Annotated in this window: 11 protein-coding genes; 7 read left to right on the forward strand and 4 right to left on the reverse strand. The window is 72.0% G+C overall.

Features of this window, described 5'->3' with window-relative positions; all coding sequences use genetic code 11:
• Positions 1 to 7 precede the first annotated feature (7 nt).
• From E6G06_07450 to E6G06_07465, 4 genes are all read left to right on the forward strand, one after another.
• The gene (locus E6G06_07450) at positions 8 to 1,312 is read left to right on the forward strand and encodes a glycosyltransferase family 39 protein (protein TML91971.1); all 1,305 of its coding nucleotides are present in this window, start codon (positions 8 to 10) and stop codon (positions 1,310 to 1,312) included.
• Positions 1,054 to 2,538 carry an acyltransferase gene (locus E6G06_07455; GenBank protein TML91972.1) on the forward strand — a complete coding sequence of 495 codons (1,485 nt, stop codon included), beginning with the start codon at positions 1,054 to 1,056 and terminating at the stop codon, positions 2,536 to 2,538. Before E6G06_07450 ends, E6G06_07455 begins: the two co-directional genes overlap by 259 nt.
• Positions 2,535 to 4,259, forward strand: a complete 1,725-nt coding sequence (locus tag E6G06_07460; GenBank protein TML91973.1) for a hypothetical protein — start codon at positions 2,535 to 2,537, stop codon at positions 4,257 to 4,259. The genes E6G06_07455 and E6G06_07460 overlap by 4 nt, the downstream gene beginning before the upstream one ends.
• 126 nt (positions 4,260 to 4,385) lie before the next feature.
• Positions 4,386 to 5,675, forward strand: a complete 1,290-nt coding sequence (locus tag E6G06_07465) for a glycosyltransferase family 4 protein (protein TML91974.1) — start codon at positions 4,386 to 4,388, stop codon at positions 5,673 to 5,675.
• A 1,148-nt stretch (positions 5,676 to 6,823) separates the two neighbouring features.
• Here E6G06_07465 and E6G06_07470 read toward each other — a convergent pair.
• The 3 genes from E6G06_07470 to E6G06_07480 are packed head-to-tail and all read right to left on the reverse strand — an operon-like array spanning position 6,824 to position 14,079.
• Positions 6,824 to 8,347, reverse strand: a complete 1,524-nt coding sequence (locus E6G06_07470) for an acyltransferase (protein ID TML91975.1) — start codon at positions 8,345 to 8,347, stop codon at positions 6,824 to 6,826.
• Complete coding sequence (locus tag E6G06_07475; GenBank protein TML91976.1) at positions 8,275 to 12,639, reverse strand: DUF3367 domain-containing protein; 4,365 nt, start codon at positions 12,637 to 12,639, stop codon at positions 8,275 to 8,277. Before E6G06_07475 ends, E6G06_07470 begins: the two co-directional genes overlap by 73 nt.
• A gap of 30 nt (positions 12,640 to 12,669) precedes the next feature.
• The gene (locus tag E6G06_07480; GenBank protein TML91977.1) at positions 12,670 to 14,079 is read right to left on the reverse strand and encodes a hypothetical protein; all 1,410 of its coding nucleotides are present in this window, start codon (positions 14,077 to 14,079) and stop codon (positions 12,670 to 12,672) included.
• Here E6G06_07480 and E6G06_07485 point away from each other — a divergent pair.
• Positions 14,078 to 15,994, forward strand: coding sequence for a hypothetical protein (locus E6G06_07485; protein TML91978.1), 1,917 nt, complete (start codon positions 14,078 to 14,080; stop codon positions 15,992 to 15,994). The two genes, E6G06_07480 and E6G06_07485, sit on opposite strands and share 2 nt — an antisense overlap.
• A gap of 12 nt (positions 15,995 to 16,006) precedes the next feature.
• Here the strand turns inward: E6G06_07485 and E6G06_07490 are convergent, their stop codons facing one another.
• Complete coding sequence (locus E6G06_07490; GenBank protein TML91979.1) at positions 16,007 to 16,765, reverse strand: polyprenol monophosphomannose synthase; 759 nt, start codon at positions 16,763 to 16,765, stop codon at positions 16,007 to 16,009.
• Between the two features lie 86 nt (positions 16,766 to 16,851).
• Here E6G06_07490 and E6G06_07495 point away from each other — a divergent pair, with 86 nt between their 5' ends.
• Together E6G06_07495 and E6G06_07500 are read left to right on the forward strand one after the other, a co-directional pair.
• Positions 16,852 to 21,354, forward strand: coding sequence for a DUF3367 domain-containing protein (locus tag E6G06_07495; GenBank protein TML91980.1), 4,503 nt, complete (start codon positions 16,852 to 16,854; stop codon positions 21,352 to 21,354).
• A gap of 177 nt (positions 21,355 to 21,531) precedes the next feature.
• Positions 21,532 to 23,247 (forward strand): hypothetical protein, encoded by a 1,716-nt coding sequence (locus E6G06_07500; GenBank protein ID TML91981.1) that lies wholly within the window; start codon positions 21,532 to 21,534, stop codon positions 23,245 to 23,247.
• Positions 23,248 to 23,534 lie beyond the last annotated feature (287 nt).

Below are 23,534 nucleotides of genomic sequence, written 5' to 3' on the forward strand. Positions count from 1 at the left end.
TTGCGGGATGCCCCAGCGCTTTCGCACCTTCGGGAGTGGCCTCGTGCTCATCGCGATGGCCGCCTTGGCCGTGCGGATCGCGTACACCCTCTACGCCGCGCCCGACGTCCGTACACTGCCTCCGAGCGATGCAGGGGCGTACCACCTGCTGGCGAACAATCTGGCGGATGGGCGCGGCTACATCCGCCCCTACGACCTGCTGCTCGCGAAGCCACCCGCGGTTCGTCCGACGGCCGAGTATCCACCGCTCTTCCCCGCGGTGCTGAGCGTCGTGTCGCGCGCCGGAGGCGACACCGTGGCTGCGCAGCGCATCGCCATGTGCTTCGTCGGCACGGCCACCGTCGTGCTGATCGGTCTGCTCGGGCGCCGGGTCGCGAACGCAGGAGTGGGCCTGGTCGCGGCGGGGTTGGCCGCGGTGTACCCCATGCTCTTCCAGAGCGATGCCGTGCTCATGCCCGAGACGCTCTACGCCTTCCTCGTCTCCGCAGTGCTGCTCCTCGCGTACCGTGCCATCGACAAGCCGTCGAACGCCCGCTTCGGCGCTCTGGGTCTTGCCGTGGGCGCCGCCGTCCTGACGCGGGCCGAGGCCATCTTCCTCGTTGTCCTGCTCGTCGTTCCGCTTGCCGTCCTGGTACGTGAGGTCGGCCGACGCCGGCGGATCGCCCTCGGCGCCATCGCCGTGGGTGCCACCCTGGTGGTCGTGCTGCCGTGGACGTACCGCAACTACGCGCGCTTCGACGAGGTGGTGCCCGTCTCCACCAACCTGGGGTCGGCCCTCGACGGGGCCAACTGCCCGCCGATGTATTCGGGCCCGTTCAAGGGCCTGTGGCAGTACTCGCCGGATTGCTTCGACGGCTTCCTCCAGTCCGAGCTGGCCGCCGGCAACGAGGCCGTCTCAGCCGACGCGCACCGCGCCGAGGGCCTGCGCTACGCCCGTCACCACGCGGGCGAGGTGCCGGGCGTCATGGCCGTGCGCTGGTTGCGTACCTTCGGCTTGTACGACACGCACTTCCAGGTGAGGTTCGAGACGTTCACGGAGTGGCGAAAGGCCCGATGGCAGACTTTCGGGATGCGGATGTACTGGGCACTCCTGCCCTTCGCGGCAGTAGGCACGGCCGTCCTCGTCCGGCGCAGGCAACGCGTGTGGCCGCTGGCGAGCACCTTCGTCCTGGTGTCGTTGACGACGGCGTTGACCTACGGGAACGAGCGCTTCCGCATCGCCGCCGAGCCCGCGCTCCTCGTCTTCGCGGCGACGGGGATCACGGTGCTCCTGGCCCTCGTTCGGGCCCCCTTGCGGTCACGGGCCACATGACCGAGGTGGCGGTCGGCGGGCTCGAGAGCGCCGCGGAGCCGAAGCCCGACGCCGGCCGCTTCCCGTGCTTCGACGGGTTCCGCGCGGCCGCCGCGCTCTCGGTGCTGCTGCTCCACGTCGCGGGCAGCTCCGGCGCCACGCAACGCAACCGCGACCTCGGTCCTTACCTGGCCCGCCTCGACGTCGGCGTCGCGGTCTTCTTCCTCATCTCGGGGTTCCTGCTCTACCGGCCATTCGTCGATGCGCACATCGCCGGCGGTCGCGCGCCCGCGACGCTCGCGTTCTTCCGGCGCCGCTTCCTGCGCATCTATCCCGCGTACTGGGTGGCCACGACCGCCGTGGTGTACGTGTTCCACACCTGGCCGGGTGGCACCCGGATCAAGGACGTGAAGAGCTTCGTGCTCTACTACTCGCTCGCGCACAGCTACAACCTGGGCACGATCTTCGCTCCGCTCCTGCAGGCGTGGACGCTCGCCACGGAGGTGGCGTTCTACCTCTTCCTCCCCGCGTGGGGGTGGCTGCTGTGGCGGGCGACGACCCGCGCCGCGCCGGAGCGGCGCGTCCGGATCGAGCTGGGCGCGCTGGCGATCCTGTTCGCGATGAGCGTGGTGTACCGGCTCGTCGTCAAGACGTCGGTCAGCGATGAAACACGCGTCGGCCAGCTGCTGATGTGGCTTCCGGCGTGGCTCGACCTGTTCGCCATGGGGATGGGGCTGGCGGTGGCCCGCGTGTGGATCTCGCGGCGACGGCTCGCCGCCCCCCTCGGCCTCGACCGCGCGTACGCGCCGGCTGCATGCTGGGTGCTCGCCGCCATCGCCTTCTGGGCCTCGTCCACCCGCCTCGGCATCCACCGCGGCGCGTCCGGCTTCACCACCGCGCAGGACGTCGGCGTGCACCTGCTCTACGGGCTCACCGCGTTCTTCTTCCTCCTCCCGGGCATCTTCGGTCCGCAGGACCAGGGGGCGATCCGGCGCCTGCTGCGGAATCGCGTGGTGCAGGCCCTGGGCCTGGTGTCCTACGGCATCTACCTCTGGCACGAGAACTGGATCGGGAAGTTCCTCGATTGGCGCGGCATCGCCCCCTTCTCGGGTGACTTCTGGCCGATGCTCGGCACCGTGCTCGGCTTGACGATCGCAGCCGCGGCCGTGAGCTACGCCGTGGTCGAGCGTCCCGCGCTGCGCCTGAAGGGCCGGCGAGGTCCACGCCGCGTGGTTGGAGCCGGTTGAGGTCGATCGCCGACGCCGGTCCGCCGGCGACCGTCCCGCCCGCGAAGGCACCGCCCCGCCGCCGCCTCGGCGTCGTCGCCCGCGCCATGCGCGGCCACCGGGGGACGATCGTGGGGCTCCTCGTCCTCCTCGCGCTGTTCCTCCTCCCGCTGCGCGGCCTGCTGCGCTCGCAGGGGCCGCCCATGGAAGAGGGCTTCATGCTCACGTTCCCGCAGCGGGTGCTGCGGGGCGAGCTTCCCAACGTCGACTTCCTGCATCTCTACGGTCCCGGCAGCGTCTGGGTGCTCGCGGGCTTCTTCAAGGTCTTCGGGGACGCGCTGGCGACAGAGCGCGCCGTCGGGCTGCTGCAGATGATGGGCGTGGTATCCGGTGTGTTCATGCTGGCGCGCCACTGGGGACGCACGCTGGCGACCTTCGCCGGGTTCATCGCCCTGATCATCATCGTCCCGCCCCTCGGCCTGGTCGCGCTGGCGTGGGTGGGAGCCGTGGGCCTCGGCGTGTGGGCGCTGTGGTTCGGGCTCGAGGCGCGCCGGCTGCTGCCGCACGACCCGGCGAAGGCGCGCCGGCGGGCGGTCGTGTCCGGCCTGCTGGCGGGCATCGCGCTGCTCTACCGACCCGACCTCGTGCTGGCGCTGACCGGCGCGCTCGTCGTGGCGGTGTGGGGCGCGCGCGAGGCGCGACTGCGGCGGCCGCTGCTCGTCGGCACCGCGGTGGGCCTGGCGCCGTACGTCGTCCACTTCGCCACGGCGGGCTTCGGCGCCGCCTTCCGAGGCATGGTGCTCGACCCCGTGATCTACCTGCGGGGGGGTCGTCGCCTCCCCATCCCGCCCAACCCGTACCACCTCGACGGGTTCCTCCAGCGCAGCGGCGACCTCTTCCAGTCGAGCTGGCCGCTGCCCGACATGCCCACCGCGACCGAGCTCACCGTGTGGTTCTTCCTGCTGATCGCGGTCGCCGCCCTGCTGCTCTTCCTGGGCCTGCACCTGGTGCGGCGGGAGCCCGCGTCGTTCCGAGCCCGCGCGCTGCTCGTCGTCGGCGTGTTCTGCATCGGCCTGGTCCCGCAGGGCGTGCAGCGCACCGACTCCGCCCATTTCGCATGGGCGAGTTGCGTGTCGCTGGGGTTCCTCCCCGTCGCGGTCTACGAGCTGCTCGGCCGTCGCCGGTGGCTCGGGCTGCGCGCCCGTCAGCTGACGGCCGGCCTCGCCATCGTGGTGCTCCTCGTGCTGCTGATCCCGCACTTCTTCGGACGCAGCTACCTCGACTACACGTACCAGACGTTCGGGGCCCGCCGGCTCTCGTTCCAGGTGCACTACAACGGCCGGACCTTCTACTACGGACGGCGCGACGTGCAGGCGGCGCTCCGAAAGCTGTTCCCAGACATCACCCGGTTGACCAAGCCGGGCGAGCGTCTGCTCGTCGGCCCGAGCGACCTGCGCAAGACGCCCTACAGCGAGGCGTTCATCTACTACTTCTTCCCGGAGCTGCGACCGGGGACGTACTACATCGAGATGGACCCGGGCGTCGCCAACCGCGAGGGCTCGCGCCTGGCCGACGACGTCGCGTCGTCCGACGTGATCGTCCTCAGCTCGGTGTGGGACCGGTGGGACGAGCCCAACGACTCACGCAAGGTGGGCTCGGACCGGCCCAACCAGGTCTTGCACCGCCTGTTCAAGTTGCACCGCACCTACGGAGGGCTGTACCAGCTCTGGGTGCGCAAGTGAGGAGCACCGCAGCGGAGCGACGGGCACGCTGGCCGCCTCGGGGTCGCACTCCTACACTGGCCTGACCAGCAGGGCGGACACGCGGTCAGACGATGCGCGGCGTCGGGGGACACGAAGTCGGGTGACATGGAGCCGGACCACACGCAGTCGGACAGCGCCCAGTCGGGTGAGACGCAGTTGGAGGGCACGCAGTCGGGTGATACGGCCGATCTGACGTTCAGCGGTGTGGGGCCCGACACCGCCCCGGCGTCCGCCGACGCGTCACGCGCCGCCCTCGCCGAGATGGCCGCGCGGGCCGGGCTCCGTCGGGTCCACATGCTGGCGTGGCGCGATCTCTACGACCCCGAGGCGGGAGGGTCGGAGGTGCATGCGTCGACCGTCGCCAAGCTCTGGGCGGAGGCGGGCATCGAGGTCACGATGCGGTCGTCCTACGCGCAGGGCCACCCACCGGTCGGCACGCGCGACGGCTACCACGTCATCCGCAAGGCCGGGCGCTACATGGTGTTCCCCCGGGCGGCCGTGAGCGAGCTGCGCAACAAGTACGGCCCCCGGGACGGCCTGGTGGAGATCTGGAACGGCATGCCGTTCCTCTCGCCCCTGTGGGCGATCGGCCCGCGCATCGTCTTCCTCCACCATCTGCACGGCGAGATGTGGAAGATGACGCTGCCGCCCAACCTGGCGCGCATGGGCGAGATCCTCGAGTATCGCGTCGCCCCGCCGCTCTACCGGCGGACCCGGATCGTCACCCTGTCGTACTCGTCGCGCGACGAGCTCGTCCACGAGGGCTTCCGCCCCGACCTGGTGTCGGTGGTGCCTCCGGGCATCGACCCGCGATTCTCCCCGGGCGGAGAGCGCTCGGCTACTCCGTTGGTGGTCGCGGTGGGCCGCCTGGTCCCTGTGAAGCGCTACGACCTCTTGATCAAGGCGGTCGGCGAGGTGCGCGACCGCCACCCGGCGCTCGAGCTGGTGATCGTCGGGGAGGGCTACGAGAAGCCCGCGCTCGACGAGCTCGTCGCGTCGATGGACGCCAAGTCGTGGGTGCGCTTCGCCGGCCACGTCGACGACGACGCGCTGATCGACCTTTACCGCCGGGCGTGGTTGCTCGTGAGCGCGTCGGCACGCGAGGGGTGGGGCATGACGATCACCGAGGCGGCGGCGTGCGGCACGCCCGCGGCCGTCACGCGCATCGCCGGTCACCTGGACGCGGTCGACGACGAGCACACCGGCCTGCTCGCCGACGACCCCCGCCAGCTGGTCGAGCACATCGACGCGCTGATCGGCGACGACGTCTTCCGCCAGCGGCTCAGCAAGGGCGCGCTCGCGCACGCGGCCCGCTTCACATGGGCGGCGACCGCGCACGGCACGCTCGAGGTGCTGGCCGCGGACGCCATGCGCCGGCGATCCCGGCGCGGGTGACGGCGGCTGGTCAGACTCGGAGCATGACCCCCGCCCCCGGGGCGCGCTCGGAGATCCGCAACGCAGGCATCCTCGCCATCGCCGGCCTGGTGGCCAACGTCTCGAGCCTGCTCGCCACGGTCCTGATCGCCAGGCCCCTCGGCGAGCGCGACTACGGGGTCGTCGTCAACCTCGTCGGCATGTTCCTCGTGCTCGCCATCCCCGGTTCGGCGCTGCTCGTCGCGGTGGTGCGTCGGGTCACGGCTTGGGAGAGCGTCGGCCGCGGTCACCTCGTCGATCCGTGGGTCAGGCGGGTGCGCCGCGCGGGCTATGTCGCGTTCGCGGGGTTCGTGGTCCTGGCCGTCGTGTCGCGCTGGTGGCTGGCCGACCTGTTGAACCTGCCCGGCCCGTCGGGCGTCAGCGAGGTGCTCGTCGCCGGGGCGGGCTGGGCGATGCTCTCGGTCGACCGTGGCCTGCTCCAGGCGCGGCTGGCCTACCGCTCACTCGCCGCCAGCGTCGTGTCGGAGGCCGTCGCCCGCACCGTGCTCACCCTCGGGCTCGTCGCGGTCGGCGTCGGGGTGGAGGCCGCGTCGGTAGGGCTGCTGGGCGCGCTCGTGATCGGCGACCTGGTCGCCCGCCGGGCGCTGGCGGAGCGGCAGCGGCGTCCGGCGGCGTTCGCGCCCGCATCAGTGGAGGAGGAAGAGATCGTCGTCGCGGCGGCGCCGGTCGCCCCCGTCATGCCGATCGTGGGTCGCCGCCAGCTGGCGGTCGACGTGCTGTCCGCGCTCGCCGCGCTGGCGCTGCTGGCGCTGCTGCAGAACCTCGACGCCGTCATCGTCGGCCGCGAGGCACCGGCGAACCGCGGGGAGTACGGCGCCATCTCGGTGTCCTGCAAGGCGCTCATCTTCGCGGCCCTGGTGCTGTGCGGCTATCTGCTCCCCGAGGCCGCCACGCGCTCCTACAGGGGCGAGCACGCGCTGCGTCAGCTCGGTGTGGCCCTCGGGCTGCTTGCGGTGCCGGCGGGCGGGTTGTGCCTGGTCGCGCTCGTCGCGCCGGAGACGCTGTTGCGCGTGGTCTTCGGGCCCAAGCTGGTGGGGGCCTCCAACGCCTTCTTCACCCTCGCGATCGGCATGACCGCGCTCGCGGTCGCCGTGCTCCTCACCCACTACCTACTCGGGTTCGGGCGCCGCCGGGTGGTGATCGTGCTCGCCGTCACGGTCGTCGTCAACGCCGTGCTCCTCTCCGCGGCCAACGGCGATCCCCTCGACACGGCGCGCGCCGACCTGGCGTGCAACGTGGCCGTCGTCGTCATCGCCGCCGTGATGGTGTGGCGCACGCACCGACCCGAGCTGCGCCTCCGGCGCAGCTGAGCGCTCCACCAGGCCCAGCAGCCGGGCCACGGGCCAGGCGATCGCGAAGGTCAGCGGCAGGTACAGCAGCCAGACCCAGACGCCCTCGACGCTGCTCTGCTGGAAGCGCAGCCGGAGCGTCACGGCGCGCAGCGGCTCGTTGGCGATGAGCACCGCGTAGGAGATCACTCCCACCCACGCGACGGCGCGCCCGGGGCCGACGCGCTCGAGCCGACCCGGCCGCTTGAACGCCAGGGGGAGGAACAGCAAAGCCAGCCCGAGCGCAACCATCGGCTGCGCGATCGTGCCCGACAACGCGGGTGTGTCGATGCGCATGGTGCTCCCGATGACGACGAGCGCGCCGCCGGCGGCCGCGATCGGGAGCGCAACGACGCCCCGCGCGCCGCGCCGCACGAGCGCCGGGCGCGACACCAGCAGGTAGCCGGCCGTCATCCCGAGCCCGAACTCGAAGAGCCGAAACGGCGACCCCATGTCGAGCACACGATGGAGACGGGCGAGGTTGCCGTCGATCGCGAGCACGAGGTTCAGCGAGACGAGGCTGACGAGGAGCGTGGCGGTGAGAAAGATCGCAGCGCCGACACGTCGCAGAGCGACGAGGAGGAACGGGAACAGCAGGTAGTACTGGACGATCAGGAGCACGAACCACAGCGAGCCCTCCGGTGCGAACTGCCACTGGTCACGGAGGATGCGCGGCACGAGCAGCAGCCCTGCCCAGATGTTGCCGTCCGCCAGGGGATTGGACACGAACTCGCCGGCGCGGTGAGGGATCGTGAAGCTGCCCTCCCACCAGTAGTGCCAGAAGCCGAAGTCGCCGAACTGCGTCACCTGCCAGAGCGCGATGAGGGCGAAGCACGCGAGCGTGTAGGCCCAGCCGAACCAGTAGGGCACCAGCACGCGGCGGAGGCGTCGACGCAGGAACCCGGGCGACGACCGCAGCTCGAAGTCGCGGCGCAGCGCGGAGAGCGTGAGCGACAGGCCGCTCAGGATCATGAAGAGCGGCACGCCGAGGTAGCCGACCCGCAACACGGCGTGGAAGAGGGCCTGCGCGGTCGCCACGGGGTCGAGGTCGGCGATCGCATCGGGCACCGCATGGAACCGCGACGAGATCGTGCCCACCTCGAAGGAGTGCTCGTCGGTCCAGAGGTGGTAGAGGATCACCCACAGGATGGCGAGCCCGCGCACCACGTCGATGGCGACGATGCGCGCGTTCGCAGGCCTCGCGGCGGGCGCGGCGGGCGCGGTGGGCGCGGTCATGGATCGGGGCGCGGGCGCCTGACGAGCTCGACGAGGGCGTCCGCCGCCAGCAACAGCACCGCCCACCATGCGAGCGTGTGGGCCGCGTGGAAGCGGGTGGGCCACTCGAACTGGGCGAGGTAGTGGTAGCGGAGCTGCTGAACGGCCGTGTACAGGGCGGCGAGCGCGATCGCAGCCACGCTGCCCGCGGTGAGCACGCGCCGCGCGGACGGTCGGGTGAGCGCGGCGAGCACGGCCGCGGCCACGACCAGGCCCGTCGGGACACCGGCGACGAGCGCCGCGCCGACGCCGGCCGCCACGGTCGCGCCGACCCGGGCGCGCGTCGTCGGTCGGTCGCGCGCTGAGGAGGTGAGCGGCGTCGAAGTGAGCGGCGAGGCCAGCTCGGGCCCGGCGGACGGAACCCGAACCACACGGGCCGCGCCGCGTCGCGGGTCGACGAGCGCGAGCGCAATGCAGATCAAAACTCCGGCCGCCGACACGGCCAGGGCCCACCACACCCGACGCTGTGGTGTCCACGTCAGCCGGATGTCGATGGCCGCGCCCGCGGCCTTGGGTTCGACGTACCACCCGTTGGCGTAGCCGTTGACCAGCTGCGCCCCTCCCAACGAGCGACCGCCGCCCGTTGCGGTCCAGCCCGCGTTGTGACTCTGGCCGAGCACGAGCCAGAAGGGCTGCGTGGCATCGCGCACACGGAGGTCGTACGACGTGCGGCCCGCGTGGACCACCTGCACGCGCGGCGCGGGCGGCGCAGTCCCGGCCTGCCTCGAGACGGGTCGGGGGCCCGAGCCGGCGGAGTCGAGCACGAGCCGGTCGAGGTCGATGCCGGTGTCGCGCCCGGCGCGCGTGCGCAGCACATGGCGGCCGGCGCCGAGCGTCCATCCCGCGGTGTCGGGACCGCACGCCTCCACTGCCAGCCCGCGCCTGCCCTCCGCCTGGTCGCGGGTCCCGGTGAGGCGGACGCCCACGGGACGGCCGTCCACGGTGAGCAGGTCGGTGTGGCACGCGTCGGGGACGGTGTCGGGCGGTGGAGTGGCGCGCACGCCGACCGCGCCGAGCTCGGCGACCCCGATCGGCAGCGCCACCGGCGAGGCGGAGTACCAGTCGAGCGTCATGACCTTGCGGGACTGCAGCACGGTCACGCGCAGCTGGTTCCCGGTGACGGCGGGGAAGCTCACCCGCGCGTGCGCCACTGCGTTCTCCGTGTGGCTGTCGGTGATGTGCGGCACCTCGACCTCGCGTGCCTGACCTCCGGCCTCCACCCGCACGCGCGTCGGCACCGAGTGACGGCCGTCGGCCACGACGGCCAGGTCGAGGTGGTCGACGGTGACCGGCGCGGGCAGGTCGTAGGCCAGCCACGTGCCGTCCGTCTGGCCCAGGCCCGAGCTCCAGAACGTGGCCGGGTCGCCGTCGATCGCGAGCGTCGGTCGCGCGCGGAGGTCGCCCGGCAGGCGCCCGGAAGACGAGGCGCGCGCGCCACCGACGCCAAGCGCGCGGTCGACCGTCGCGTCGTCCGCGTTGGCCGAGACACGCGCGGTGCCGCCGAGCGAGAAGGTGCGCGGCGTGGGCAGCGTGAACGTGCGCGCGAGCGCCAGCTCCTCGTCGGACCGCGGTGGGAGCTGCGCGCTCCGCGCCCGTGCGAGCAGGATCGTGAGGCGATGCTCACGCGAATGGGATCCCGCCGCGGTCAACAGGTCGGTCGGCAGGCGGACCACCTCGTCGACGTGCACCTCGCCGATGCCGACCTCGGCGAAACCGACCGCGCTCAACCCGATGTAGCTGTCGCGCGTGCCCGCGTTCGTGGCGTCCACGTCGATCTCGAGCGTGCGGACGACACGCCGGCCGAAGTCGATGCGTTGCCCGGGCGCTCGGCGCGATGCGTCGGTTAGGTCGACCCTCAGCGGCTTGCCCCGATCGAAGCGCAGCGTGGTCCGCGTGATCCAGCGGTTGCGCGGACCGGTCACCGGTTGCAGGAGCGTGATGTGGTCGGTGGTGACCGGTCGACGGAGCTCGACCAGCAGGCGCTCGCCGCGTGGGTCGTCGAACGCGTCGACCCGCCAGGCCGTCGCCGGATCGCCGTCGAGAGCCATCACCGGCCGGTCCTCGGGGGTGTAGGTGACCGGGTTTCCGTAGCGCGACGCACGTACGGCGCGCACGCCCCGCTGCTGGGCGACCGTGTAGGCGTCGTCGGTCGCGCCCGGAAAGACCGGCAGGCGGGCGTCACCGAGGTCGCGCACGAGCGCCTTCTCCCCGCTCTGCTCGGTGTAGCCGGTGTTCTCGCGCACGGTGCTCCACCGACGGGCGCGCCGACGATTGGAGTCGGTGATGACGAGGTCGGCTCCGGCGGCGAGCGCGGTGGCACGCGTCTTGGGGTCGCGCGCCAACGCGGCGGAGTAGAGGAGCGGCGCGTCGTCGCGCAGGAGGCCCGCCGCCGCGGCTTCGACGACGCCCTCGCCGTCGCCTGCGAAGAGCACCGGTCGTGCCGCGCCCTCGGCGCGCACGATCGGCATGGGATCGCGCACTGGGTACACGGTGACGGGTTTGGGGTCGGGTGCGCCGGCCGGCAGGCCCAGCGCGATCTCGTCGAGCATCGGGAAGCGCTCGGGCACGTTGCGCCGGGCGGGCCCGAAGCCGACGGGGGCGTCGAGCCCCGGTGGCGGCGGGGTGAGCAGCTGCAGGGTGGGCCGCGGCCGGGCCAGGTTGTAGCGCTCGAACTGGAGGTCGTTGCGCAGCACGACGTCGCCCACCCCGAGCAGCCGGGCGACGGGCGCGATCGCCCCGGGCTCGAGCACGCCTTCCTGCAGGCGACGGTCGAGCGCGTTCAGCAGGTCGGCCGAGGGCGGCGAGCCGTACGGGATCAGCTCGCGCGCCAGGTACGGACGGTCCATGAGCCCGGGCGTGATGGGATCGACCGTGTTGCCCCAGCGGTAGGCGGCGAAGTCGCTCCCCGGGAGCTCGAGCACCCGGGTGGCGTCGCCGCGATGGTCGAGCCACGCCGCCGCGTCGCGCCAGTACGACGGCACGTCGGGGCGGCGAAGGTTGCGGGCCACGACCTTGCCCGTCCACAACGGGGCCATGGTCCCCACGACCAGCGCGACGATGACGAGCGCGGCCGCGATCCCGAGCCGCGGGCGGCGCCGTTCGAGCGCGGCGGCGCCGGCGCCGAGGAGGACGGCGAGGCCCAACGCGACGAGCGGCACGGCGCGCCCGGTGCTGCGCATGGCCAGCCCGACGGTCGATCCGGTCGCCGCCCCCTTGAGGACGCGGCCGAGTGGCGACGGATGGTCGTACGGATAGGCGCCGACCGCGATGGTGACGCCGACCACGAAGAGGCCGATGAAGTACGCGCGGTAGCGCCACCTGGTGATCGCGGCGCAGGCGAAGGCGGCGGTCGGAACCGCGAAGCTCGTCAGGAGCAACGCGATGCTCCGCATGTAGGGGACCGACGACTCGGTCCAGGGCCCGAGCTTGTCGCCGCCGTAGAAGAACCAGTAACCGAGGCCGCGGACGACCTCCGACGCGAGCGAGGTGAGCGCGACCGCTCTGACCGTCTCGGTGTAGCGAAGGACGTCGAGCCCGTAGCCCGCCTGGATCGAGAGCCCCGCGATCCACCACAACGACGTCACGGCGGTCAGGACGCCGATGCGCGCGACGGTCGCGAGCGCGCGCCGCGCCGTCGCCTCGTGCAGTACCCAGACCGCGAACGGGAACCACAGCACCGGCCCGAGGCCCGCGTAGAGGAGGGCCGTCGCGTTGACCCCGCCGACCGTCACGACGACCAGCGCGAACAGCGCGGGATCGCGCCAGCCACCGCGACGCAGGGCACGGACCGCGAGGGCGATCATCCATGGCAGCCCGGCCCAGGGCAGCAGGAGCACCGAAAGGCGCGCCGCGAAGTCGAGCGTGTAGGGCGTGAGCATGTAGGCGAGCGCGGCGACGAGCGCCCCCGTGCGCCGCACCTCGAGCGTGCGGAGCAGGAACAGCACACCGGTGCCCGCCCCGAACAGCAGCGTCCCGAGCCAGAGGCGTTGGGCCACCCAGTCCGGCGCGCCGAGGTGGTCGAAGGCCCAGTACCACGGGCCCATCGGGAAGAGGTAGCCGATCGTCTGGTGCGTGACGGTGCCCGCCCCGATGTTGGGGTCCCACATGGAGGCGGCGCGCGACAGGAGGCGGCCGGGGTCGAGGTAGAGGTACTGCTTCGTGTCCGCGCCGACCTGCCCGGGCGCGGTGAGCAGCAGCGGGAGGTACGAGGTGACCCCCAGCACGAGGACAGACCAACGAGTGCGCAGCGATCGGCCGCGGGCCCGTTCGAGGTGATCCGTGCGCTGCAGGCCGCGTCGGAGGGCGACGGCAGGAGACTGGATCGTCGGAGCTTAGGCCCTGGCCCCCGCGGCTCAGGGGTGCACGGAGGAGGGACGCGCGTCCGCCGTCCTGCGCCTGAACAGCCTGCTCCCGAGCAGCGCGTCGAGCACAACGCCGACGAGCACGACGAGCACGACGTCGGCCGGCATGCGGAACCGGACCTGGCCGTAGGCGAGCACCCCCGTGATCGCCACCAGCGCGAGCTGGGCGACGAGCGGGAGGATCGGGCGGCGCCGGCGGCGGAGCAGCACGAGGCCGATCGGCGCGAGCGGGATGGCCGCCCAATACATCCGCTGGCCGACGCGGCTGACGTTCTCATCGCGGCCCTCGATCCGGCCGAGGAGCACCGTCTCCCTCGTGCGGAATACGTCCCACATTCGTCCTTGGCGCGCGAGCAGGACGTACGGCAGCCGGCCCAGGTGGTCGCGGGCGTAGGCGATGCCCCGCTTCCGGTAGGCACGTCCGCGTTCGACCTCGTTGCCGGGGGGCGTGGGCTCGTAGCAGCGAATCGACCAGAACCCGACGAGCTGTCCGTAGTAGGTGTCACGACAGTTGGCGATGCCGACCACATCGTCAGCGTTGACGGAGAGAACCACCGCAGGGTGGATGCGGACCAGGTTGCGAAGGGTCCACGGCGCGATGACCAACCCCGCGGCGACCAGCATGGCGCCGAGCTGGCGAAGGCGGCGCGACCAGTCTCGGTTCGCCCACAGCGCGAGCGGCACGGCGAGGACCGGCACGAGCACCACCGCCTCGCCGCGCACGAGGGCCGCGAGCCCGATGGCGGCTCCGGTGCCGATCGCGAGGCCGAGTCGCGGGGTCCGGCAGTAGCGGTACGCCGCGAGCAGGACGACCGCGATGCTGAGCCCGTAGAGCGACTCCGGCATGAGAATCCCGTCGACGACCCAGAGGTTGGCGTACACCGCGGCGAACGCGGCCGCGATCAGGCCCGCCCGGCTTCCTGCCACCTCGCGGGCCACGAGGCCCACGACGACGACCGTGCCCGTTCCGGCCGCGCTCGCGACCAGCTTGTGCGCGAACCAGCTCGTGCCCCCGAAGAACGACGACACCGCGAGCAGAAGCGAGAAGAGGGGCGGGTGATAGGCGGTCGCGATCAGCCGGCCGGTCCGCGAGAACGTGAAGGGCTCGCTGAATCCCTTGCCGTCGGCGAGCAGGTTCGCCTGAACGTGGTAGTAGAACGGATCGCCGCCGGTGGGGTTCCTCCTGGCGAGCGTCAGCACGAACCACAGGCGGACACCGAACGCGATCACCGCGATCGCAGCGAGCAGCCACCAGAAACGCGAACGGTCGGCTCGAGTTGACGCTTGCTGGCCGGCGGTCTCCGCGGCGACGGTTCCGGACATCTTCACGGCCGGAGCAGGGTAGACCGCACGGCGTGCGCGACCCGGCCACGGAGGGCCGTTCGTATACTTCTGCGCCATGCGCTCCGGCCGTTCACCCGGGACGTCGCTCCACGACGTTGCCGAGGTCCCGGAGGGCCAGGGGGCCGAAGCGGCCCCGCGCGGGGCGCGCCGGCCCGCTCGCCCTTCACGATCGGCAGTCGCCCGCGCCCGGCGCCGCGCGCTCCGGGTGCCGGCGCTCGTCGTCCTCTTGGCGCTGCCTCTGGCGGTCGCGCTCGCGGTGCTGCGGCAGCCGACATGGCACCCGACCGACGATCTGGCGCAGACCGAGCTGCAGGTGCGCGACGTCGGCACCGGGCACCCGCCGCTGATCGGCCTCGCGGGCCGTCTCGGCTCCCTCGACAAGCAGGGAAGCCACCCCGGCCCCCTGAGCTTCTGGGCGCTGTGGCCGTTCTACGAGCTGTTCGGCGCGCACGCATGGGCCCTCCAGGCGGCGGCCGCGTCGCTCCACGTCCTCGCCATCAGCACCGCGTTGTGGATCGCGTTCCGGCGCGGCGGGCTCCGGCTCGTGCTCGCAGTCGCGGCGGTGGTCGCGCTGCTCGCCCGTGCCTACGGCACGCAGATCCTCACGGAGGCGTGGAACCCGTACCTGCCCGTGATGTGGTGGCTCGTCTTCGTGCTGGCCGTGTGGTCCATCGTCTCGGACGACCCGCCGATGCTCCCCGTCGCGGTCTTCGCGGGGACGTTCTGCATGCAGACCCACCTTCCCTACCTCGGGCTGGCGGGGGGCCTCTTCGCGGGTGCGCTGGCGTTCGCGTTCGGAAGGGCGTACGCGCGGCGCCGCGAGGCGCCGGGAGGGCTGCGCCGGCTCGTCGCGTGGACGCTCATGGCCGCGGCCGCGGGCATCGTCCTCTGGCTGCCGCCGGTGATCGAGGAGCTCACCCACTCGCCGGGCAACCTGTCGGTCGTCCGCCACGAGCTCTTGCACCCGCCGCAGCCGCCGATCGGCGCCCGGCAGGGATTGGAGCTGCTGCTGGTGCACCTCAACCCCTGGAAGCTCGTCGCCAAGCAGCCGCGCGCCACCGCCGGTGCGCTCGTCCCCGGCCTCGCGCTGCTCCTCGTGTGGGCTGCCTCCGCCTTCGTGGCCTGGCGGCTGCGGCACCGGCCACTCGTGCGCCTGAACGCGGTGCTGACCGGCGGGCTGGTCCTGTCGGTCGTGTCGATGAGCCGCGTGCACGGGTTCGTCTGGTACTACCTGTTCCTCTGGGCCTGGGGAATCACGGCCCTGCTCCTGCTCGCGATCGCGTGGACGGCGAGCATCGTCGTCGGGAGGCGGCTGGGGCCCGTCGCGCGGCCGCGGCTGGCCACGGTGGGGAGCGTTGCGCTCCTCTGCGCAATCATCGTGTCGACGACGGCGTTCACTGTCGATGCGGCGCGCGCCGAGGACCCCGCCCCGCGACTCTCGGCGACGCTGGGCCGGCTCGTCCCCCCGACGGTCGACGCGCTCGCGAGGCGGCCGCCGGACGGCCGCCACGGCCGTTACCTGGTCACCTGGTTCGACCCCGTCTCCATCGGCGCGCAGGGCTTCGGCCTGCTGAACGAGCTCGAACGCCGCGGCTTCGACGTCGGCGCCCGCAAGATCTATCTCGCCGGGGTGAGATCCCACCGCATCCTCGACCCCTCCGACGCGTCGGCCGAGGTGCACCTGGCGGTGGGCTCCGACATCGCGACGTGGCGCGCCCGGCCCGGGGCCCAGGAGGTCGCCTACGTCGACCCGCGCAGCTCCGCGGAGCGGGTCGAGTTCGACCGCCTCCGACGACAAGCCATCCGCGGGCTGCGGGCGGTCGGGCTCGTCGCCCTCGTGCCGGCCGTCGACAACAGCCTCTTCACCACCATCCTCGACAGCCGCGTGCCTGAGCGCCCCCGGGAGCTCATGATCAGGATGCGCGACCTGGGACTGCCGACCGCTGTGTTCGTGGCCCCGCCCACCCGCTGACGCCCGCGAGCTCTAGGCCGCAGCGCGCGAACGGCGGGCCAGGTTGCGGACGCGGTCGCGCACGCCCCACCCGGTGACGAGCCACATCTCCTCGGCGACGATGGCCCACGACATCTTCGACTTCCCGCGCACTCGGTCGGTGAAGGTGATCGGCACCTCGGCGACCTTCCCGCCGTAGCGCGAGACGCGGTACGCGAGCTCGATCTGGAAGCCGTAGCCGTTCGCCTTCGTGTTCACCAGGTCGATGGCGCGCACGATGTCGGCCGTGTACGCGCGGTAGCCCGACGTGGCGTCGGACAGAGGCATGCGCAGCGCGAAGCGCGTGTAGAGGTTGCCGTAGCGCGACAGGGCGCGTCGGTGGAAGGGCCAGTGCGGGATCGAGCCCCCCGGCACGTAGCGCGAGCCGATGGCGAAGTCGGCCCCGTCGTCGAGCGCCTGCAGGAGCGTCGGCAGCGCGGCCGGGTCGTGCGAGAGGTCGGCGTCCATCTGGACCAGCACCTCGTAGCCCCGTTCGAGGCCCCGTCCGAAGCCGGCGCGATACGCGTTGCCGAGACCGTTCTTCGCCGGGCGCACCATGACGTCGATCTGGCCGAGTTCGGCCGCGACCGCCTCGGCCGCGCCGGCGGTGCCGTCGGGGCTGCTGTCGTCGACGACGAGGACGTCGGCCGTCGGCACCGCGGCCCGGACGCGGCGGAGATAGGTCTCGATGTTCTCCACTTCCAGGTAGGTGGGCACGACGACGAGCGTTCGACGTGATGTGGTGAAGGCGATCGGATCCTCCCGGGGCGCGGGGTGGCGGCGGCATTGTGGCCGTCTTCCCGGTCATCGGGCAACGTACGGCGTGAAGAGGGGCGCGGGTGGCACCCCGTCGGGGTGCCGTACCATTGCCGACGCGCGGTGGCCCGACTGGCCCCCTCAGCACACCACGACAAGATCAGCCGGGAGGGCGGCGCCACAACGTGATCGGCACTCGTGATGCCCGGGCCCGCGGCGCGGCGACGGTGCGGTCCGGCGGCGACAGACCCGACCTTGCGGGGGCGGCGCGTCGCCGCTCGCTCAGGAACCACGCCTTCCTCGCCGCGCTCGCCTACGTGCCGCTGCTGCTGACCAAGCCCGGGCAGGTGGGGGCGGACACCAAGCAGTACCTCTACCTCGACCCGGGACGGATGCTGGGCTGCGCCGCGTCGCTGTGGGACCCCAACGTCGGCCTGGGGACGGTCACGCACCAGAACATCGGCTACCTGTTCCCGATGGGCCCGTTCTACTGGGTCCTCCAGCAGGTGGGGTCGCCCGACTGGGTCGCCCAACGACTCTGGCTGGCGACGATCATGTTCGCCGCCGGGGCGGGGATGCTCTTTCTCTTCCGGGTGCTCGACATCCGCGGGCCGGGGGCCATGGTGGGCGCGCTCGTCTTCATGCTGAGCCCCTACCTGCTCACGGTTGCCGCCCGCCTCTCGGTGCTGCTCCTGCCTTGGGCCGGCCTCCCGTGGATGCTCGGGCTCGCCATCCTCGCCCTGCGGCGAGGGGGATGGCGCTACCCGGCTCTGTTCGCAGTGGTCGTGGCGATCGTGGGCGGGGTGAACGCCACCGCGCTCATCTACGCGGGGCTGGGGCCGGTCCTCTACTTCCCGTTCGCGGTCTGGGTCGAGCACCAGGCGTCGGCCCGGCAGGCCCTCGCCACGATGGCCAGGATCGGCGTGCTGACGCTGGTCACCTCGCTGTGGTGGATCGCGGGGCTGAGCATTCAGGCGGGTTACGGCCTCGACGTGCTCGCGTACTCCGAGACGATGCGAGCGGTTGCGCTCACCTCGCTGTCGTCGGAGACGCTGCGCGGGCTCGGCTACTGGTTCTTCTACGGCGGCGACAAGCTCGGGCCATGGACGGAGTCGTCCGTCCCGTACACGCAGAACATCGCGTTGCTCCTGGCCAGCTTCGCCCTGCCGACCTTCGCCTTCATCTCCGCGGTGACCGTGCGCTGGCGCCACCGCGCCTACTTCGTCGCACTGATCTTCGTCGGCACCGTGATCGCGGTCGGCGCCTACCCGTACGACGGGCCGTCGATCTGGGGCAGCGTGGTCAAGAAGGCGTCGAACGAATCGACTGCGGCCTTCGCGATGCGCAGCTCGGGCCGGGTGGTGCCGATCGTCGCGCTCGGGTGCGCGGTCCTGCTCGCGGCGGGGGTGAGCGCGCTCGCGCGCACCCGCCCGCGCCGCGCCGCGTGGGTCGCGATCGCGCTCGCCGGGCTGGCGGCGGCCAACCTCCCCGCCCTCTTCACCGGCGGCTTGGTGGCGGAGAACCTGAAGCGCCCAGAGCACATCCCCGCTTACTGGCAGAAGGCCGCCGACTGGCTCGACGCCCGGGGCCACGACACCCGCGTGCTCGAGCTCCCCGGGTCCGACTTCACGTCGTACCGCTGGGGCAACACGGTCGAGCCCATCACGCCCGGGCTCATGGACCGCCCCTACGTCGCCCGGGAGCTGATTCCATACGGCTCGCCGCCCTCGGCCGACCTGCTCAACGCGCTCGACCGCCGGCTCCAGGAGGGCGTGCTGGAGCCCGAGGCGATCGCGCCCGTGGCGCGGCTGATGAGCGTCGGCGACGTGGTGCTGCGGTCGGACCTGCAGTTCGAGCGCTTCAACACGCCGAGGCCCCGCCCGACCTGGCGGTTCTTCACCCCCCCGCCCGCGGGTCTGGCCGACCCGGTGGGCTTCGGGCGCCCGGTGCGCAACACGCCCAAGCAGTACCCGATGATCGACGAGCTCGCCCTGAGCGAGCCGCCGGGCGAGCCGGACCCCCCGCCCGTCTCCGCGTTCGCGGTGCGCGGCGCGCCCCCGATCGTGCGGACCGCGGCAGCCGACCGGCCCGTGCTGCTGGCCGGCGACGGCGAGGGCGTGGTCGACGCGGCCGCCATCGGCCTGCTCGACCGGCCCAGCGCGCTCCTCTACTCGGGCTCGTTCGCGGGCGACCCCGCGGGGATGAAGCGGGTGCTCGCTGCGGGGGCGGACCTGGTGCTGACCGACAGCAACCGGCGCCGGGCGCGCCGGTGGAGCACCGTGCGCGAGGTGACGGGCTACACCGAGCAGGCGGAGGAGAAGAAGCTCGCAGACGACTTGGTCGACGCCCGGCTCGACGTCTTCCCCCGCGCGGGCGACGACGCGTTCACCGTCGCCCAGCAGCGTGGCGTGCGCCGCGTCCAGGCGACCCACTACGCCAACCCGGTTTCCTACACCCCCGAGGACCGTGCCGTCCGCGCCCTCGACGGCGACCGCTTCACGGCCTGGCGGGTCGGCGCCTTCGACGACCCTCGAGGCGAGCGGCTCGAGATCGAGCTGGCCCATCCCGTCACGACCAGCCGGGTACGCCTGCTGCAACCCGTGAACGGCGATCGCAACCGCTGGATCACCCGGGCCACGCTGACCTTCGACGGCGGCGCGTCCAAGCAGATCCGGCTCGGGAGCGCGTCGCGCCGAGGCCAGGGCGAGTGGGTCGACATCGGGCGCCGCACCTTCAAGACGATGTCGCTGCGCATCGACCGGCTCAACTTCGGCCCACGCGAGACGTACGGCGGCCTCAGCGCGGTCGGCATGGCCGAGGTCGGGTTCGACGGCGTGAAGGCGCGCGCCGACGAGGTCATCCGGCTTCCGCGCGACCTGCTCGCCGCGGCCAGCGCGGGCTCGATCGACCACCGGCTCGACATCCTCCTCGACCGCCAGCGCTCCAACGGGTTCCCTCCCCGCGCCGACGAGGAGAACTACATCGCCCGCGCCTTCAGCCTCCCGGTGTCCCGGTCGTTCGGCGTCACCGGCACCGCCCGCCTCTCGCTGGGCCGCGACGACCAAGAGGTCGACGCGGTCGTGGGCAAGGGCGGCGGGATCGTGGCCCGTTCCTCCGCTCGTCTCCCCGGCGACCTGCAGGCCCGCGCCTCCTCCGCGTTCGACGGCGATCCCGCGACGGCATGGACGCCGCCGTTCGCCGGCCCCACGACGAAGTGGATCGAGGCCAAGCTGCCCGCACCGGTCACCTTCGACCACCTCGACCTCGTCCTGGTGGCCGACAAGCGCCATTCGCTGCCGACCAAGCTCCGGGTCGAGACCGAGCAGGGCGTACGCCGCGTCTCGGTCCCGAAGATCACGAGCCGGTCGCGGGAGGGCGCGACCGTCGCGCTGCCGCTTCGGCTCCGGCGGCCGCTCACGGGCCAGACGGTTCGGGTCGTGCTCGAGCAGGTGAAGGCGCGCAAGACCCGCAACTACTTCACCGGGGCCGACGAACCCTTGCCCGTGGCCATCGCCGAGGCCGGCATCCCGGGCGTGCGGATGTCGCCCACGCCCACCGCGTTCGACAGCGGCTGCCGCGCCGACCTTCTCACGGTCGATGCGCGCAAGGTGGAGGTGCGCGTCACCGGCAACGCCCCCGCCGCCGAGGCGCGCGGGCCGCTCGCGGTCGACCTCTGCGGCGCCGATGCCGGTGGCCTCACCCTGGCGCCCGGCGAGCACGTCCTGCGCACGACGAGCGGCGGGCGCACCGGCATCGACCTCGACCGGTTGGTTCTCTCCTCGGCCGCGGGCGGGGCGAGCCTGCCGCCGCCCGCACCCGGCCGCGTCGCGCCGCCCTCGCCGCCGTCGCGACCCTCGCCTGCGATCACGATCGAGCGCGACGGCCGCACGGCCAAGCGTGTGCGGGTGGCCGCTCCCACCCAGCCGTTCTGGCTCGTGCTGGGCCAGAGCCACAACCTCGGGTGGGAGGCGAAGACCAACGGCCGCTCGCTCGGGCCGCCCACCGTCATCGACGGGTTCGCCAACGGGTGGCTCATCCGGCCCGATCCCCAGGGACGCGACGTCTCGGTCGACCTCGAGTGGACGCCGCAGCGACGGGTCTGGGTGATGCTGCCGATCTCGGCGCTCGGCCTGTTGCTGTGCCTCGCGCTCGCGCTGGCCAACCCCGGCCGCAAGCGGGCGCTCGGCGGCGCTCCCGAGCCCCGCCTGGTGCCCCCGTGGCGCCACCGCGGGAGCCGGCCACGACGGGCCACGACCGCGGTCGTCACCGCCGGCGTGGCGGTGGTCGTCACGCTCGTGGCCGGGCTGCCGACGGGCGTCCTCGCGGGCGGGCTCACCTTGGCCGCCGTGCTCGTCCCCCGCGCCCGCGCCCTGGTGACGCTGGGTGCGGTGGGCGGGCTCGCGGCCGCGGGCCTCTACACCGCGGCCCTGCAGTACATCGCCAACTACCCGTCGGTGTTCGAGTGGCCGACGTTCTTCCGCGTCTCGCACAACCTGGCCTGGGTGGGCGCCGCGCTCCTCGCCGCCGACGTCGTCGCCGGTCTCGCCCGCGATCGGGCCTCGCCCCCGGCCGACGCACAGCCGTGACCGTGCGCGAAAGCGCGCGCTAGTGCTCGAGATGGCGGATTGCTACCCTCGGCTCGAGGGGACGCCCCCGCGGGGCTTCCGAAAACGTGGGGGGAAACAGCGCTGAATCTGAAGCCAGCACTGAACCTGAAGCCTGCACTGAGTCTGAAGCCGGCACTGAAGCGAGAGGGAGGGCGCGTGCGGCATCCGAGGCTCCTCCGGGTCGCGGCCCTCTTCAGCTCCATCGCCGTGCTCGTGCCGGCGCAGCTCCTGACGGCCGAGCCGGCGGGGGCGGGGGGCGACTCCAGCTTCGCGGTCGACCTGGGAACCGCCGCGGCGCCGATCCCCAACATCTTCTCCAACATGATCTTCTTCCACTACAAGAGCACGTGGAACACCGACACGATCGAAGCCAAGGCGCCCAACTACGTCAGGACCACCTACCCTTGGTTGCGCACCGCCTACCTGCAGTACGCGGGGGGCGGCTGCTACAACGCGTACCCCGGATGCGTCATCGACCGCGACATGTTCAACGACGACTCGGTGGGACCCTCCTCGGGGTACGACTTCTTTCCGATCCACCGCGCCGCGCGCAACATCCTGCGCCAGGGCCTCAAGCCGTACATCGACCTGGGCGTCGTGCCAGTCAGCATGTCGAACCCGCCTGCCATCGGCTTCTACTTCAAGATCAACACGCGGCCGCCATCCAGCTATCAGGCGTATCACGACTACCTCTGGTGGATGCTCCAGTCGCTCGTGAGCGAGTTCGGCATCGACGAGGTCCGTACCTGGCAGTTCGGCGTCGTGTCCGAGTTCGAGAACGGCGCCAGCTTCATGACCGCCGACCAGAACTGGCTCAGCACGCAGAACGAGTACTTCAAGCTCTACGACTACTCGGTCGGCACGCTCGAGGAGGTGCTAGGCGCGCCGTTCGTCAACGTCGGCGTCCACTGCATGTGCGTGATCCCCGGTCTGTGGGACGAGCGCAACCTGCTGAACCACGTGGTGCAGGGGCCCAACCTCTACAACGGCGGCCCCAACACGCAGCTCGACTTCGTGACGGTCTCCTTCTATGAGAACAAGGTGGGCTACCCGGGGAACGTGTCCAACCTCGACGCCACGATCGCGGACATGCGAGACCGGGCCAACCAGCTCGGGCTCGTCAACCTTCCGATCGGCGTCGACGAGGGCGGCATCCTCAACGGCCCGGACAACAAGGAGCTCGCCCACAGCGTGACCGGCATGACCTGGCAGGGCTCGTGGACCGCGCTGTTGTTCAAGCGCCTGCTCGACCTCAACGCCAGCTCGTTCACGCCGCTGAGCCTGAGCACCAAGAGCCTCATCGGCGGCATCCGACCGTCCTACGTGAACGTGATCGACCTGGCCTCGCGGCTGGCCGGCTCCAACCGGCTGACCTCCGTGAAGAGCGGCAGCTCCGCAGACCCGGCCGACCTGGTGCAATCGGTCGCCGGCTACAACCCGGTCACCAAGACGGCCTACGTCTTCCTCCTCAACCACAACCCCAGCAGCACTGCCAACACCGCGGAGCCGGCCGGGCTCAACCTCAGCCGCATCACACCGGCGACCGGGACGACGGTGAACGTCAAGAAGTGGGTCGTCGACGATACCCACGGCAACTTCTGGCCGACGTGGCAGTGGAACGCGGCCGGGTGCAAGGTTCCCGACAACGGCTACCTGAAGTCGAAGTACTCCTCCGAGGTGCCGCTCAACCTGACGCAGGCCTGGAAGTTCTGCTGGAAGAACTACCAGAGCGTCTACAAGAACGCCTCGATCATGCAGGTCGTCTCGACCACCGACATGGCGACGCCGGGCAACGCCCTCAGCCTCTCCACCACGCTCGAGCACCATGGGGTGACGCTCTACGAGATCGGCAACGTCGCCGTCGCGCCGTAGTCGACGGCCGTCCGAACGGCATCGAAAATCTGGGGTTTGGGACTGGTGCCGGTGCCGGTGCGGCTCTAGGATAACCACGGCTAGTGATTCATCTGTCGCGGGTGTGAGGGGCAGCCTTGCAAATCCGGGGGGGTATGCAAATGCGACGTTTTCCCCAAGAGTTCTGTAGGCGCGGTGGCACCGCACAAGGGGGGATGCGCCACTCGCGCCCTTCCTGACCTTGAGTAGTTTGCTCACGCAGGGTGAGGTTCGCCCCTGACACACACCCGCTCCCCAAGGCCGATCTG

It is taken from the genome of Actinomycetota bacterium (assembly GCA_005888325.1).
Lineage (GTDB): Bacteria > Actinomycetota > Acidimicrobiia > Acidimicrobiales > AC-14 > AC-14.